The organism is Actinomycetospora chibensis (genome assembly GCF_028737215.1).
Lineage (GTDB): Bacteria > Actinomycetota > Actinomycetes > Mycobacteriales > Pseudonocardiaceae > Actinomycetospora > Actinomycetospora chibensis.
This window is the reverse complement of the sequence record NZ_JAQZAM010000015.1, coordinates 82,446-96,132: the sequence shown is the minus strand read 5'-3', so window position 1 is coordinate 96,132 and position 13,687 is coordinate 82,446. Positions and strand designations below refer to the sequence as shown.

Below are 13,687 nucleotides of genomic sequence, written 5' to 3'. Positions count from 1 at the left end.
ACGGCGGCGTGCCCGCCCGGCTATGAATGGAGGAATGAGCACGGAGCTGTGGCCCGCCCTCCGGGTCGAGGACTGGACCGCGACCCGGGACACGCTGCACATGTGGACCCAGGTCGTCGGGAAGATCCGGATGGCCTCGGAGCCGCTGATCAACCACTGGTGGCAGGTTCCGCTCTACGTGTCGGCGCGCGGTCTGACGACGTCGTCGATGCCCTACGCCCACGGCGCCTTCGACATGGAGTTCGACTTCGTCGAGCACCGGCTGGACCTCCGGGCGAGCACCGGCGGGCAGCGGTCCGTGCCGCTGGAGAGCAGGCCCGTCGCCGACTTCTACGCCGAGACCATGGCCGCGCTGGGCGAGCTGGGCGTCGACGTCACGATCCGCACCACGCCCACGGAGGTGGTGCGGGCGATCCCGTTCGAGCAGGACCACGAGCACACGACCTACGAGCCGGCGCACGCACGGGCGTTCTGGGGCCAGCTCATCAACGCCCAGAGGGTGCTCACCGAGTTCCGGTCGCGTTTCACCGGCAAGGTCAGCCCGGTCCACTTCTTCTGGGGTGGGCTGGACATGGCGTGCACGCGGTTCTCGGGCCGCACCGCACCACCGCACCCCGGCGGGGCCCCGAACTGCGCGGACTGGGTCATGGTCGAGGGCTACTCGCACGAGCTCAGCAGCGCGGGCTTCTGGCCGGGCTTCGGCGAGGAAGGTGCGTTCTACGCCTACGCGTACCCGGAGCCGCCCGGTTTCCGGGAGCACCCGGTCGCCCCGGCCGAGGCGGCCTACGTCGACGCGGCCCAGCAGTTCCTGCTCCCCTACGAGGCGGTCCGCCGGGCGGCGGACCCGGACCGGTACCTGCTCGAGTTCCTGCAGAGCACCTACGAGGCCGCTGCGGACAACGGGCAGTGGGACCGGGACGCCCTCGAGGCCGACCCCACCTCGCGGGCCCGGTCGTGACGACGGTCCGGGCCTACGCCGCGTCCGACCTGCCGCGCCTCGTCGAGCTCTCGCTCGCGGCGTGGGCGCCGGTGTTCGCCTCGGTCGAGCAGCAGCTCGCGGGCTCCGGTGTCTTCGAGGCCCAGCACCCGGACTGGCGCGCCGGGCAGCAGGACGCGGTCGAGAGCGCCTGCGCGACCCTGCACGTCCGGGTCGCCCAGGTCGACGACGACGTGACCGGCTTCGTCGCGGTCGGTCGCCGCGAGGACGAGCCGATCGGGGAGATCCACATGGTGGCGGTCGACCCGCGGTACCAGGGGCGAGGGATCGGGCGGCAGCTGACCGGGGCGGCCCTCGAGTGGATCGCCGAGCAGGGGTTCGCGACGGCGATGGTGGAGACCGCGGGCGACCCGGGCCATGCGCCGGCCCGTCGGCTCTACGAGAGCGCGGGGTTCACGCCGTTCCCGATCGTCCGGTACTTCAGGACCGTCGAGCGCGAGGCTCAGCACCACCACTTGCGAGCGCAGTAGCCGCCGGTGAGGGCCCCGTCGGGGAGGTTGCCGTCGTCGTCGACATCCACGTCGACGTCGTACTCGGTGGTGGCGGGCGAGTAGTCCGGCTCCGAGCAGTCGCGGCCGCCGTGGTCCCGTTCCCGCAGGTCGGCGAGCCGCGCGTCGGAGGCGTCGCTGTCGCCCCGGGCGACGCCGGTGTGGGTCTGGACGACCATGGACTCACCGAAGTCGCTGCCGTCGCCGGTCGAGACGTAGCGGAGCAGGCGGCCGGAGCGGTCGCGGTCGACGCCGGGCTCCTGCTCGAGGACCACCGACTCGCCGTCGAGCGTGATCTCAGCGGACTGCTTCGCCTGGGTGCCGCCGTAGGTGCCGATCTCGCACGAGTCGATCCCGAGCACGCGCACCCGCTGTCCACCGGCGATCTCGAAGGTGTCCCCGTCGATCACCCGGGTCACGGCGACCCCCGCGGGCGCGGCACTCGTGGTCGGCACCGCCACGGGTGCGACGTACGGCGACGAGGTGGCGGGCGCGGCGACCGGGGCCGGCGTCGTCGTCGACGTCGACGTCGACTCTTTGTCGCTGCAGGAGCCGACGATCGCGAGGAACGCGACGACGCCGATCGCCCAGGCCTTCTTGGACACGGGAATCCCCCCGACAGAGAACCGCACGAGCGTGGATGGAGACGGAACTGCGGCGGCCGCTTCCGCGTTGTCGCGGGCGTGCCTGCCGGTCCGTCGACCGTGTTCTCGTCCGGTGGGTCCGAATTGTTACGTCATCGCCCGCTCGTGGGCTCGGGCAGACCGGTGGGAGGGTGCGGGAATGACGTTCACCGTCGCGCTGCCGGTGCGGGACCGCCGGATCGCCCACGACTTCTACCGCCGGGTGCTCGACCTCGAGACCGTCGGCAGCGAGATCGCGGACGACGGCCTGCCCGAGCCGCTCCGGTTGGTCCTCGGCCCCGGCGTGACGCTCATGCTGATCCCCCGTGACGGGTTCGGCTTCGTGAGCGCGGACCACGAGGTGGCCCCGGACGGCGTGAGCGAGTGCCTCCTCGCCCTCGGCGTGGCCACGCCTGCCGAGGTCGACGCCGTCACCGAGCGCGTGCGGTCGGCTGGCAACGCGGTGAAGGCCGAGCCGGGCGACCCGGGGTGGGGGTACCAGAGCACGTTCACCGATCCGGACGGCCACCTCTGGATGGCCCGGGTCGACTGAGGCTGACGGTGGAGACGCAACGCACCGTCGTCGACCTTGCCGAGCTCACGCGCCCGTTGCGATCCTCGGACGGCGTTCCCCGATCATCGGGAGCGGCCTGGACGAGGGGCGCCGTACCCAGACCGCGACAAGACGGCGACCGTAGCGAGGCTCGTCGTGGCATGGATCGTTCTCGTCGTCTCCGGTGTGCTCGAGGCCGTGTGGGCGACGGCGCTGGGCAGGTCGGAGGGCTTCTCCCGGCTCGGACCGTCGATCACGTTCGGCGTGGCGATCGTGCTCAGCATGGTCGGCCTGGCCTACGCGATGCGCAGCCTGCCGGTGGGGACGTCGTACGCGGTGTGGGTCGGGATCGGCGCGGTGCTCACCGTCGCCTATGCCATGGTCACGGGAGATGAGTCGATCTCCGCATTGAAGATCGTGTTCCTGGTGGCGATCGTCGGCGGCGTGGTCGGGCTGAAGCTGGTCCACTGACGCGCGAGGCATCGACCCGCGGTCAGGCGCTGCGCAGCTGCCAGTCCGCACGGTCGGCGACGTCGGAACGGTCGTCGTCGCCGGTCGTGAGCCACGCGAGGTCCACGCCGGCGAGCCCCTGCTCGGCGACGATGCGGCGGAAGTCGCCGTAGCGCCGGCGTCCCGCGCCGTCGGCGCCCTCGACCGCGTCGACGGCTCGCACGAGGGCCCAGAGCGCGACGAACCGGAGCTCCCAGGCGAGGGCGAGGCCCATCGCCACGACTCCCAGCACCACGAGCACCGTCATCGCTGTCTCCCTCACCGACCCTGCGCGACGGACTGGTGATCGTCGGGAACGCGATCTTCGTTACCGCGCGCGATCGGCGCGGTGCAGGGGGTGGCACACGACGGCCCCGGATCGACCAGTGGCCGGTCCGGGGCCGCACGGAGTGTGTGGGGTGACTACTGGTGCTTCTTCTGGTCGGCGTCCTTCTTGTCGGCCTGGGCGCGGGCCTTCTGCGCCTCCGCCTCCTTCTGCCGGGCGGTGTCCTCGGCGTCGGCCTTCTTCTGCTGCTCCTTGCCCTCGCGGGCCCAGTCGTCCTGGCCCGTGAGGGCGCCGACGGCTTCCTTGGCGCGGCCCTTGAGGTCCTCGGCGGACGTGTCCTCGGCCATGGGTGCCTCCTTGATCAACGGTGCACGGTCGCCGCCCGGCCTACCCGATCGTCACCTCGCCGAACACCCGCGACCGCTGAGACGGTGACTGAACCGATCGGGTGTATGTCAGCGTCCGGAAGGGTGCTCCGGACGACCGTTCGTCCCTTCCCTGTCGGCGGTCGGCGGACCGGTCCTCAGGGGCTCTCAGCTCCGGCGGCAACGGCGTGACCGCGCCCTAACGTCGCGCCGTCGATCCCCGGCGACGAGCAGGAGGTGGCGGCGTGGCGACCGATGTCGCGGACAGCACGGCAGCGGCGAGCCCGGAGACGGTGACGACCGAGCTCGCCGTCACCGGCATGACCTGCGGAACGTGCGCCGCACGCATCCAGCGCAAGCTCGGACGGCTGCCGGGCGTCGAGGCCAGCGTCAACTACGCCACGGGTCGCGCCCGCGTCACCCACCCCCCGGAGCAGGACACCGACGAGCTCGTGGCGGCCGTCCGGACCCTCGGCTTCGGCGCCACGGCGGCGGCGCCGCTGGTGCCCGCCGGCGGTGGTGTGCCCTCGACGCGCACCGCCCCGGAGAGCGCGCCGCGTCCCACGTCGTCGACCACCACGGCACCGAAGGCCGAGGACGCGCCGGACCCCGAGCTCTCCGAGCTGCGTCATCGCGCCCTCGTCTGCCTCGCGCTGACGCTGCCGGTGATGGCCGTCGCGATGAACCCGGACTGGCAGTTCCGGTACTGGCAGTGGTTCTGTCTGGTCCTCACCGCGCCCGTCGTCATCTGGGGCGGCTACCGGTTCCACCGGGCGGCCCTGCGCCACCTGCGCCACCTGTCGGCGACGATGGACACGCTCGTCTCGGTGGGCACGCTCGCCGCCTTCGGCTGGTCGCTGTGGACGCTCTTCTTCGGCGGCGCCGGGCTCGGCGGCATGCGCCACGCCCTCTACCTGGTCCCCCGGCCCGACCAGTTCGACGGATCGCGGACGGTCTACCTGGAGGCTGCGGCCGCCATCACCACCGCGGCGCTGCTCGGGCGCTGGATCGAACGACGGGGACGGCGTCGCGCCCTCGGGGTGTCGTCGTCGCTGATGGCACCGCCCGCGACCGAGGCCCGCGTGGTCGTCGGCGACCGCGAGCTGCCGGTGCCGGTCGGGGGCGTCCAGCCCGGTGACCGCATCGCGGTCGGCGCGGGCGAGCCCTTCCCGCTGGACGGTCGCGTGGTGGAGGGCCGGTCGACCGTCGACGCGGGTGCCATGACCGGGGAGTCCGCGCCCGTCGACGTCGAGCCCGGCACCGAGGTCCTCGCCGGCACGCGCAACGAGACCGTGCGCCTCGTCGTCGAGACCACCCGGGCCGCCGGGGACACGCAGTGGGCCCGGATGGCGCGCCGTGTCGAGGAGGCGCAGGCCGGCAAGACCGCGATCCAGCGGCTCGCCGACCGCATCTCCGCCTGGTTCGTGCCGGTCGTCATCCTGATCGCGATCAACACCCTGCTGTTCTGGGGCGTCTCGGGCGCCGGCTGGGGCTTCGCGGTCGCGGCTGGTATGGCCGTGCTCGTCGTGGCCTGCCCCTGCGCGCTCGGCCTCGCCACCCCTACCGCCCTGGCCGTTGCGACCGGCCGCGGGGCCCAGCTCGGCATCCTGCTGCGGGGGCCCGAGGTCCTCGAGTCGACGCGACGGGTCGACACGATCGTGCTCGACAAGACCGGCACCGTGACCACCGGCCGGATGACACTCCAGACGCTGCGGGCGACGGACGGCGTCGGCCGGGACGAGGTGCTCGCCCGCGCCGGCGCCCTCGAGGCGCGCCTCGAGCACCCCGTCGCCCGGGCGATCGCGGCGGCGGCCAGGGACGAGCTCACAGAGGCCGCGTTCACGTCCGCCGAGGTCACCGACGTCGCGCCGCTCGACGGGCTCGGCGTCCTCGGGACCGTCGACGGCGTGCGGGTGCTCGCCGGCCGCCACCGCCTGTTCGTCGAGCGCGGCGTCGACGTTCCCGCCGACCTGCAGCGCGCGCTCGACGACGCCGCGGGCCAGGGGGCGACGACGGTGCTGGTCGCCTGGGACGACGAGCACGGCGACCTGCGGGCGCGCGCGGTACTCGCGGTCGCGGACGGTGTCCGCGAGGGGTCGGCGGAGGCCGTCGCGCAGATGCGGGCGAGGGGTCTTCGCCCGGTGCTGCTCACCGGCGACAACCCCGCCGCGGCCCGCGCGGTCGCCGCGGAGGTGGGCATCGACGCCGCCGACGTCGTCGCCGAGGTCCTGCCCACCGAGAAGGCCGACGAGGTCCGCCGCCTCCAGGAGGCCGGCGCGACCGTTGCCATGGTGGGCGACGGCGTCAACGACGCCGCGGCGCTGGCCCAGGCCGACCTCGGCGTGGCCATGGGCACCGGCACCGCCATGGCCATCGAGGCCGGCGACGTCACCCTCGTCCGCGACGACCTGCGCGCCGTGCCCGTCGCCCTGCGCCTGGCCCGTCGCACGCTCTCCACGATCCGCGGCAACCTGTTCTGGGCCTTCGCCTACAACGTCGCGGCGCTCCCACTGGCCGTCGCGGGGCTGCTGAACCCGATGATCGCCGGCGTGACGATGGCGCTGTCGAGCGTCTTCGTCGTCGGCAACAGCCTGCGCCTGCGGCGCTTCACACCCTGACGGCGTTCCGGCGTTTCCCGCCGAGGGGGATCGGCAAGGCCCCTGACATGGCGGATCCCGAGGAGCTGGCGGAGTCGGTGTCGAAGGCGGCATCGCGTGACGGACGTCGGGTGGCGGTCGTCGAGTCGTTGACCGGTGGACTGGTCTGCAGCGACCTTGCCGCGTCGCCCGGCTCGAGCGAGTGGTTCCGCGGCGGCGTCGTCGCGTACGACCGGACCACCAAGCACGGGGCGCTGGGCGTGCCCGACGGTCCGGTGGTGTCGGAGCCCGCGGTGCGGACGATGGCCGAGAAGGCCGCGGGGATGCTCGGCGCCGATCTGACGCTCGCGGTCAGCGGCGCCGGCGGGCCCGAGCCCCAGGACGACCAGCCCCCGGGCACCGTCTGGTTCGCGGTCGACGACCGGGGCGAGACCCGGGCGTGGGTCGAGGAGTTCCCGGGCGACGACCCGCAGGAGGTCCTGCGGTGCACCCGCGAGCGCTCCCTCCAGGCCCTCCTGGACCACCTCGGCAGCTGATCTGAGGGATCATCGTGGCGTGGTCGAGCACGTCATCTGGGACTGGAACGGCACGTTGCTCGCCGACGTGCACGCCGTCGTCGACGCCACGGCGGCGAGCCTGGCGGTGATGGGCATCGAGCCGGGCCTCGACCTGGAGCAGTACCGGTCGACGTTCCGGCGGCCGCTGCGGGACTTCTACACCGACCTCGTCGGACGTCCCGTGGACGACGCGGAGTGGGCACGGGCCAACGCCGCCTTCGGGTCGCACTACCTGGGCGTCGAGCCCGGCCTGCCGCTGGCCGACGGCGCCACCGACGCGCTCGGGCGCTTCGCCGACGCCGGGCTCGGCCAGTCGGTGCTGAGCATGCTCGCCCACCACGAGCTCCACGCGACGCTCGGACGTCGCGGCCTGCACGACTGGTTCGCCCGCGTCGACGGCGACCACCACCACGACGGCCGCAGCAAGGCCGACGCCCTGGCCGCCCATCTCGACGCACTCGGCCTCGACCCCGCTCGGGTGGTGCTGGTCGGCGACACCCTCGACGACGCCGCGGCGACCGCCGCGGTCGGCAGCGCCTGCGTGCTCGTCGCCGAGCACTCCACCCACCACGAGGCCGACCTGCGCACCGCCGCCCCGGCGGTCGCGACGCTGCCCGAGGCGGTCGAGCACGTGCTGGCGATGCGCTGACCTGCCGATGCCCTGACCTACCGCGCCCGCCGCACCCGCCAGACGGTCACCGCGACCACCACGAGCGCCAGGACGGCGAGCAGCAGCCCGTCGGGCACCCGGGCGCCGAGCCCGGCGACGGCGTCCTCCGCGCGGGCGGACGTCGCGGGGTCGGCGCCGACCAGCCCGGCCGTGCCGTCGGCGACCAGGAAGAGGACGCCGATCCCGACGAACAGCAGCCCCGAGATCGTGGACGTGGTGTGCAGCCGCAGCGGGCCGACCCGGAACTCGCGGCCGCGCAGCCAGCGGCGTCGACCGAGGTCGAAGCGCACCCAGAGCGCGGCGAGCACGAACGCGGGCACGGTCATGCCCACCGCGTAGACCGCGAGCAGGGCCGCGCCGCGCAGGGGCGCCCCGCTCGCCGCGGCCACCGTGAGCACCGCGCCGAGGATGGGCCCGGAGCAGAAGCCGGCCAGCCCGTACACCGCGCCGAGCCCGGCTGTCGCCAGCCAGGTGCCGCGGCGAGCCAGGCCCTGCTGGGCGCGCGCGGCGGGGGCGAACGCCCACCCGCCGCCGAGGATCTGGACGACGCCGAGCGCGATGACCACGAGCCCGGCGACGAGCACGACCGTCGCTCGGTGGCCGGTGAGCAGCCCCGTCAGCGCCGACGAGCCCGCGCCGAGCGGCACGAGCACGACGAGCAGGCCGAGGGTGAACACGCCGGTGCGGGCGAGGAGCTCGGTGCGCCCGGCGACGGCGTAGGCGAGGAACGAGGGCAGCAGCAGTGCGCTGCACGGGCTGAGCAGCGCGAGCACCCCGCCGGCGAAGGCGGCGAGATAGCCGATGTCGAGCACGTCAGCGGGACCGGGCCAGCGCGTCGTCGAGAGCGGCGGTGAACGTCGGCAGCGGCTGCGCACCGAAGATCAGCCGGTCGCCGACGACGAAGCTCGGTACGCCGCCCACCCCCAGGCGCGTCCCCAGCTCCTGGTCGGCGGTGACGGCGTCGGCGATCGCCGGGTCGGCGGCGTCGCGGCGGAAGCGGTCCACGTCGAGCCCGAGCCCGGCGGCCGTCGCGGCGAGCGAGGCCTCGGTGACCGCGCCCCGGTTCTCGGCCGGCTGGTCGCGGGAGAGCGCGGCGTGGAAGTCCCAGAAGCGGTCCTGGCGCGCCGCCGCCCGGGCGGCGCGTGCGGCGAGCACCGACTCGGGGCCGAGGTAGGCGAAGTCGTGCCACTCGATGCGCACCAGGCCGGCGTCGACGTAGCGGCGGACCAGCTCGGGCTCGGTCGTCGTCGCGAAGAGCCGGCAGAAGGGGCACTGGAAGTCGCCCCACTCGGCCATGACGACGGGGGCGTCCGGGCGGCCGAGCGCGAGCGGGTCGCCGGCGTCCCGGCGCGGGACGTCGAGCCGGGCCTGCGCCTGCGGGTCGCGGGCGGCCTCGCCATGGCCGCTGCCGCCGCCGGAGCCCAGCAGCAGCGGCACGCCCAGCACGGCGAGCACGACGAGGGCGATCACGCCGCCGATCACCGTGCGACGGCGCGTTGCGGTGCCGGTGCTCATCGTCCGACCGTCGCACGGAGGGCGGCCGGCCGCGCGGGCTGCGCCACTCGGACCCCGCCCCGCCGTACTCTCGGCGTGTGGCCCTGCCGTCCGAACCGTCCCCGGTGCCCGCCTACGAGCGGGTGGTGCTCGTCTACAACCCGGAGAGCACCGGCGACGGCCCCGAGCGTGCGGTGCGCGCGAGGTCCGAGCTGGCGGACGCCGCGCCGCACCTCGAGGTGGTCGCCGTCCCCACCGAGTACGCGGGGCACGCGCGGGTCATCGCCGAGCAGGAGGCCCGCGCGGGCCGCGTGCTCGTGGTGTCGGTCAGCGGCGACGGCGGCTACCATGAGGTCGTCGAGGGCGTCATGGCCGCGGGCGACGGCACGACGTCCGCGGCGGTCACGGCCGTGCTCGCGGCGGGCAACGCCAACGACCACCGGCGCGCCACGCGGGAGCGCCCGCTGGTCGACGCCATCGCTGCGGGCGACGTGCGTCGCCTCGACCTCATGCGCATCGAGATCGCCGGCGAGGAGAGGGCGCGCTGGGCGCACTCCTACTTCGGCCTCGGGATCACTCCCACCGTGGCGCTCGAGATCGAGCGCGGGGGCAAGGGGTCGATCCGCGAGGTGATCACCACGCTCCGGGCGTTCTCCCGCTTCAAGCCCTTCGCGGTCGACGTCGAGGGGGAGGGACCGCGGCGCTTCGACAGCCTCATCCTCGCCAACATTCCCGAGATGGCGAAGTACGCGACGCTCTCCGACGGCGACCCGGCCGACGGGCAGTTCGAGGTGATCACGCTGCCGCACCGGTCGCGGCTGCGTCTGCTGGCCTTCGCCGTGCGGGCGGCCGTGCGCGGGCTGGGGCCCCAGCCCCACACCGACCGTTTCGCGTTCACCACGCTCAAGCCGATGCCGGTCCAGCTCGACGGCGAGGTGCTCGACCTCCCCGCCGACCGTGGCGTCACCGTGACGATCGCGCCGGGAGCGCTGGCGACGGTCGTATGACCGGTCCGTTGGACGAGGCCGAGACCGACGCGCGGGCCCGCGTCGCGGCGTTGTCCGCGCAGCTCGCGGGCATCGTCGAGACGGCCTCGGCGAGCTCCGGCGACGACGAGCACGACCCCGAGGGCCAGACGATCGCCTACGAGCGGGCGCAGGCGGCCGCGCTGCTGGCGGGGGCGCGCCGCGACCTCGAGGAGCTCGCCTCGGCCCGCGCGCGGGTGGCCGCCGGGACCTACGGGGTCTGCGAGCGTTGCGGACGCCCCATCGCCCCCGAGCGCCTCGAGGCCCGGCCCGCCGCGCGCACGTGCGTCAGCTGCCCACCTCCACGTGCGTGATCTTCTGAGCCATGGCTCGGAAGATCACGCACGTACTAGGGGCGGCGGAACGGGACCGAGGGGTCGCGGACGGGGCGCTCGCCGGCGGCCGCGTCGAAGCGGGCCAGCGCGGAGCGGGCGGGCTCGCGGTCGCCGCGCAGCCCCGGGGCCATGGCGTCGCGCACCGGCTCGAGCAGCAGCTTGCGGTCCTCGCGCACGGTCACGGTGAGCCGCAGGTGCGCGCGCATCCACGCCGTCAGCCGATCCTCGTCGGCGCGGGGCAGGATGACCTCGGCGGCCCAGGTGGGGGCGAGCCCGAGGTCGTCGAGCAGCAGCCCGGCGAGCGTCCGCCGCAGCGTCGAGACGCCGGTCCGGTAGAGGTCCTGGCGGGTCACGCGGTTGCGCAGCATCGTCGCGTCGCCGACCTCGAGCAGCACCCAGCCGTCGTCGACGGGGTGCGCCGGTCCGGACACCGGGACGCCGGTGCCCCACCACGCCACGAGCCCCGGGTCCCGGCCGAGCGAGGCGACGGTCTCGTCGAGGGGCGCGAGCGGTGCCGACAGGGCGGCGACGGCGTCGGTGACGGTCACGTCCGCAGTGTGCGCGCCGGCCGCAGCGCCCCCGCCAGCAGCACCGCGGCCACCGCGGCGATCGGGACCAGCACGAGCCCCGCGCCCACCGAGACGCGGTCGGCGACCAGGCCGATCAGCGGCGGGAACGTCAGGAAGCCCAGGCGCGCGAGCCACCCGACCACCGCGATCCCGTCGCCGGGCCGCACCCCGGGAACGCGGCCCGCCGCCGCGAACCCGAGGGGGAAGAGCGTCGCCACGCCGAGCCCGGTGACGGCGTAGCCGACGACGGCGGCGACGGGGTGCGCGATGAGCAGCGCCGTCGACATCGCCACCGCGGCCAGCGCCGCTCCCGCGCGCGCCACGGCCACCCCGCCGAAGCGGTCGACGACGCGGTCGCCGGCGAGGCGCCCGAGGGTCATGGCGATCTGGAACGCCACGAACGGCAGGCCGGCGACGAACGGGCCGCCGCCGAGATCGTCGCGGACGTAGATCGCGCCCCACGACGCCGCCGAGTCCTCGATGCCGCCCGAGGCGACGAGCAGGGCGGCCAGCGCGAGCAGGGGCCCGGCGGCGACGACCACGGCGCGCCACGGCCCCCGACGGGCGGCCCCGTCCTCGTGCTCGGCCTCCGGCTCCGGCCCGGGCAGCGCCCACCGCCAGGCGAGCACCGACACCCCGACCAGCACGACCGTGACGACCCCGAGGTGCACGAGCAGCGGGACCCCGAGCCCGGCGGCCGCCGCGCCGAGCAGGCCGGCCCCGACCGCGGCCATGCTCCACACCGCGTGCAGCCCGTTGACGATCGAGCGCCCGTAGCCGGTCTGCACCCGCAGCCCGTGGGCGTTCATCGCGGCGTCCGCCCAGGCGTCGGTCAGCCCGAGCACGAACAGGGCGGCGGCGAGCGCGAGCCACGACGGCGCGAGCGCCACGGTGGGCAGCAGCACCGCGCCCGCCAGGCCCACCCCGGCGCCGGCGCGGCCGCTGCCCACCCGGGCGATCAGCGGCCCCGCGAGCACCCCGAACAGGAGCGCGGCGGCGGGGAAGGCCGCGATCGCGGTGCCCAGCGCGGCGTTCGACAGGCCCAGGTCGTCGCGGATGGTCGGGAGCCGCGGGACGATGCTGTTGTACGTCGCCCCGTTGACGACGAACATCCCGATGACCGCGACCCGCGCACGGCGCAGGGGCGTGGTCACCGGGGTCACGTCACGGGCTCCACGTCACCGACCGTCGGGCCACCTCGTAGGTCTGCGCGACCGCCAGGTCGGACAGCGGATCCCCGAACGCGGTGAGCAGGCGCGGCAGCTGCCCGACGCGGGTGACGGTGACGCCGCGGTGGCGCCCGTCCCCGGCGAGGATCGCGCCGACGACGGCGATGACGGGGTGCACCGCGGGCGGGTCGAGGGTCTCGGCGGCCCCGGCCGCTCGGGCGAGCGCGACCGACACCCGGTCGGCGGCCTCCGCGCCGATGCGACGGTGTCGCTCCAGGTCCATCGAGGTGCCGGCGAGGTCGAGCTTGTGGTCCTCCACGACGACCCGGCCGCCGGGGATGTTGACGACCTCGATGACGAACAGGCCGGGCGGCCCGACGACGACGTGGTCGAGGACGACGTCGCCCTCGGCGAACGCCATGGGCACCCGGTGGAGGATCCGCCAGCGGGCGCCGCGCCCGCGCCGCAGCGTCGGCGGGCGGGTCAGCTTGCCCAGCGCCTCGGCCACGGCGTGCTGGCCGTCGGCCCGCAGGCGCAGCGGACGGTCGGCGTCGGGTCCGCGGGTGGCCCGCGCCTGCGCGGCCTCGTCGAGCAGTCCGTGCCCGGGCCGGCGCAGGGCGAGGTCGTCGACGCCCGGGTCCCAGCCGCCCTCCGGCGGCTCGACGCCGGCGCCGAGCGCGGGCGGGGGCTCGGGGGCCACCTCGCTCGGGCTGCCCATCGGCGGCATGTTGTTCTGCCAGAGCCAGGCGTTGGCCTCCTTGACGAAGGTCTCCCGGTATCCGGCGGGGACGTCGTGGGCGACGCGGCTGAACAGGTCGAGGTGCCCGAGAGGCAGACCGTCGGCCGAGGTCACGTACAGCCGGTCGGCCCCGAGCCGGCGACGGCGGCGGGCCGGCATCAGCCGGCCTGCTCGGCGCGGACGAGCCAGCGCGAGATGCGGTCGTGCTCGCTGCCGGTGAGCCCGCGGATGCCCGCCACGACCGCGCGCTCGATGCCGCCGCCGAGCAGCGGGACGGCCGCGGTGATGTCCAGGTCGATCGAGAGCCGGGTGCGCTCAGGGGCCTGCGGGAGGACCGCCATCGTGCCCGCGGCGCTGATCGGCGTCCCCGGGACCGCGACGCGTGCCCGGCCGTCGCAGCGCCGTGGCGTGAGCGTCCACTCCTCGGTGCGCTCGATCACCAGGATCCCCGAGAGCATCCGCTCGAGCACCGCGGGGACCTGGCCGGGCGGCACGGGCTGGCGCAGGACGACCCGCACGCGCCGCGTCCCCTCCTCGTCGCGGGCGTCGACGTCACGGCGCTCGAACGCGACCACCTCGATGCGACCGGAACCGTCGACGTCGAGCTTGACGCGGTGGAAGTCGGGCTCGGCGAGCGCGGCCGCGAAGGCGGGCACGCCGTGCGGGTAGTCGCGGCTCAGCGCCAGCCGGGTGCTCACGTGGATCGACCCTAATCGTCGGCGGCCGCCCGT

Annotated in this window: 18 protein-coding genes and 1 riboswitch; of the genes, 9 read left to right on the top strand and 9 right to left on the bottom strand. The window is 75.0% G+C overall.

Annotated features, from left to right (window positions below; translation table 11 throughout):
- The first annotated feature begins 34 nt into the window (after positions 1-34).
- Positions 35-958, top strand: coding sequence for a DUF5996 family protein (locus PH189_RS22495; RefSeq protein ID WP_274191063.1), 924 nt, complete (start codon positions 35-37; stop codon positions 956-958).
- Positions 955-1,467 (top strand): GNAT family N-acetyltransferase, encoded by a 513-nt coding sequence (locus tag PH189_RS22490; RefSeq protein WP_274191062.1) that lies wholly within the window; start codon positions 955-957, stop codon positions 1,465-1,467. The genes PH189_RS22495 and PH189_RS22490 overlap by 4 nt, the downstream gene beginning before the upstream one ends.
- On the opposite strand, the gene PH189_RS22485 is transcribed toward PH189_RS22490, so the two are convergent.
- On the bottom strand, positions 1,440-2,090 hold the full coding sequence (locus PH189_RS22485) for a thermonuclease family protein (protein ID WP_274191061.1): 651 nt from the start codon (positions 2,088-2,090) through the stop codon (positions 1,440-1,442). The two genes, PH189_RS22490 and PH189_RS22485, sit on opposite strands and share 28 nt — an antisense overlap.
- Positions 2,091-2,268: 178 nt before the next feature.
- Between PH189_RS22485 and PH189_RS22480 the strand changes: the two genes are divergently transcribed.
- Both PH189_RS22480 and PH189_RS22475 read left to right on the top strand, forming a co-directional pair.
- Positions 2,269-2,661, top strand: a complete 393-nt coding sequence (locus tag PH189_RS22480) for a VOC family protein (protein ID WP_274191060.1) — start codon at positions 2,269-2,271, stop codon at positions 2,659-2,661.
- A 69-nt stretch (positions 2,662-2,730) separates the two neighbouring features.
- A riboswitch (guanidine-III (ykkC-III) riboswitch) is annotated at positions 2,731-2,804 on the top strand.
- A 13-nt stretch (positions 2,805-2,817) separates the two neighbouring features.
- On the top strand, positions 2,818-3,132 hold the full coding sequence (locus tag PH189_RS22475) for a DMT family transporter (RefSeq protein ID WP_274191059.1): 315 nt from the start codon (positions 2,818-2,820) through the stop codon (positions 3,130-3,132).
- A gap of 22 nt (positions 3,133-3,154) precedes the next feature.
- Here PH189_RS22475 and PH189_RS22470 read toward each other — a convergent pair whose 3' ends face one another.
- A complete protein-coding gene (locus PH189_RS22470; RefSeq protein ID WP_274191058.1) occupies positions 3,155-3,418 on the bottom strand; it encodes a hypothetical protein in 264 nt (87 codons plus the stop codon).
- A gap of 155 nt (positions 3,419-3,573) precedes the next feature.
- Positions 3,574-3,783 carry a CsbD family protein gene (locus tag PH189_RS22465; protein ID WP_274191057.1) on the bottom strand — a complete coding sequence of 70 codons (210 nt, stop codon included), beginning with the start codon at positions 3,781-3,783 and terminating at the stop codon, positions 3,574-3,576.
- Positions 3,784-4,121: 338 nt separating this feature from the next.
- Here PH189_RS22465 and PH189_RS22460 point away from each other — a divergent pair, with 338 nt between their 5' ends.
- The 3 genes from PH189_RS22460 to PH189_RS22450 are packed head-to-tail and all read left to right on the top strand — an operon-like array spanning position 4,122 to position 7,604.
- Positions 4,122-6,419 carry a heavy metal translocating P-type ATPase gene (locus tag PH189_RS22460; RefSeq protein WP_425550179.1) on the top strand — a complete coding sequence of 766 codons (2,298 nt, stop codon included), beginning with the start codon at positions 4,122-4,124 and terminating at the stop codon, positions 6,417-6,419.
- 47 nt (positions 6,420-6,466) lie between these two features.
- The gene (locus PH189_RS22455; RefSeq protein ID WP_274191055.1) at positions 6,467-6,934 is read left to right on the top strand and encodes a CinA family protein; all 468 of its coding nucleotides are present in this window, start codon (positions 6,467-6,469) and stop codon (positions 6,932-6,934) included.
- Between the two features lie 19 nt (positions 6,935-6,953).
- Positions 6,954-7,604 carry an HAD family hydrolase gene (locus tag PH189_RS22450; protein WP_274191054.1) on the top strand — a complete coding sequence of 217 codons (651 nt, stop codon included), beginning with the start codon at positions 6,954-6,956 and terminating at the stop codon, positions 7,602-7,604.
- Positions 7,605-7,621: 17 nt separating this feature from the next.
- Here PH189_RS22450 and PH189_RS22445 read toward each other — a convergent pair whose 3' ends face one another.
- Together PH189_RS22445 and PH189_RS22440 are read right to left on the bottom strand one after the other, a co-directional pair.
- The gene (locus PH189_RS22445; protein WP_274191053.1) at positions 7,622-8,437 is read right to left on the bottom strand and encodes a cytochrome c biogenesis CcdA family protein; all 816 of its coding nucleotides are present in this window, start codon (positions 8,435-8,437) and stop codon (positions 7,622-7,624) included.
- Between the two features lies 1 nt (position 8,438).
- Positions 8,439-9,140: a DsbA family protein gene (locus PH189_RS22440; protein ID WP_274191052.1), complete on the bottom strand. Its 702-nt coding sequence runs from the start codon at positions 9,138-9,140 to the stop codon at positions 8,439-8,441.
- A gap of 77 nt (positions 9,141-9,217) precedes the next feature.
- Here PH189_RS22440 and PH189_RS22435 point away from each other — a divergent pair, with 77 nt between their 5' ends.
- The gene (locus tag PH189_RS22435; RefSeq protein WP_274191051.1) at positions 9,218-10,126 is read left to right on the top strand and encodes a diacylglycerol/lipid kinase family protein; all 909 of its coding nucleotides are present in this window, start codon (positions 9,218-9,220) and stop codon (positions 10,124-10,126) included.
- Positions 10,123-10,458 (top strand): TraR/DksA family transcriptional regulator, encoded by a 336-nt coding sequence (locus PH189_RS22430; protein WP_274191050.1) that lies wholly within the window; start codon positions 10,123-10,125, stop codon positions 10,456-10,458. Before PH189_RS22435 ends, PH189_RS22430 begins: the two co-directional genes overlap by 4 nt.
- 35 nt (positions 10,459-10,493) lie before the next feature.
- On the opposite strand, the gene PH189_RS22425 is transcribed toward PH189_RS22430, so the two are convergent.
- From PH189_RS22425 to PH189_RS22410, 4 genes are read right to left on the bottom strand one after another with little or no spacing between them, the layout of a single operon-like run.
- Complete coding sequence (locus tag PH189_RS22425; RefSeq protein ID WP_274191049.1) at positions 10,494-11,027, bottom strand: GIY-YIG nuclease family protein; 534 nt, start codon at positions 11,025-11,027, stop codon at positions 10,494-10,496.
- Positions 11,024-12,211: an MFS transporter gene (locus tag PH189_RS22420; RefSeq protein WP_274191048.1), complete on the bottom strand. Its 1,188-nt coding sequence runs from the start codon at positions 12,209-12,211 to the stop codon at positions 11,024-11,026. Before PH189_RS22420 ends, PH189_RS22425 begins: the two co-directional genes overlap by 4 nt.
- 1 nt (position 12,212) lies before the next feature.
- A complete protein-coding gene (locus tag PH189_RS22415) occupies positions 12,213-13,115 on the bottom strand; it encodes a nuclease-related domain-containing protein (protein WP_274191047.1) in 903 nt (300 codons plus the stop codon).
- A complete protein-coding gene (locus PH189_RS22410) occupies positions 13,115-13,654 on the bottom strand; it encodes a DUF2505 domain-containing protein (protein WP_274191046.1) in 540 nt (179 codons plus the stop codon). The genes PH189_RS22415 and PH189_RS22410 overlap by 1 nt, the downstream gene beginning before the upstream one ends.
- Positions 13,655-13,687: the final 33 nt, after the last annotated feature.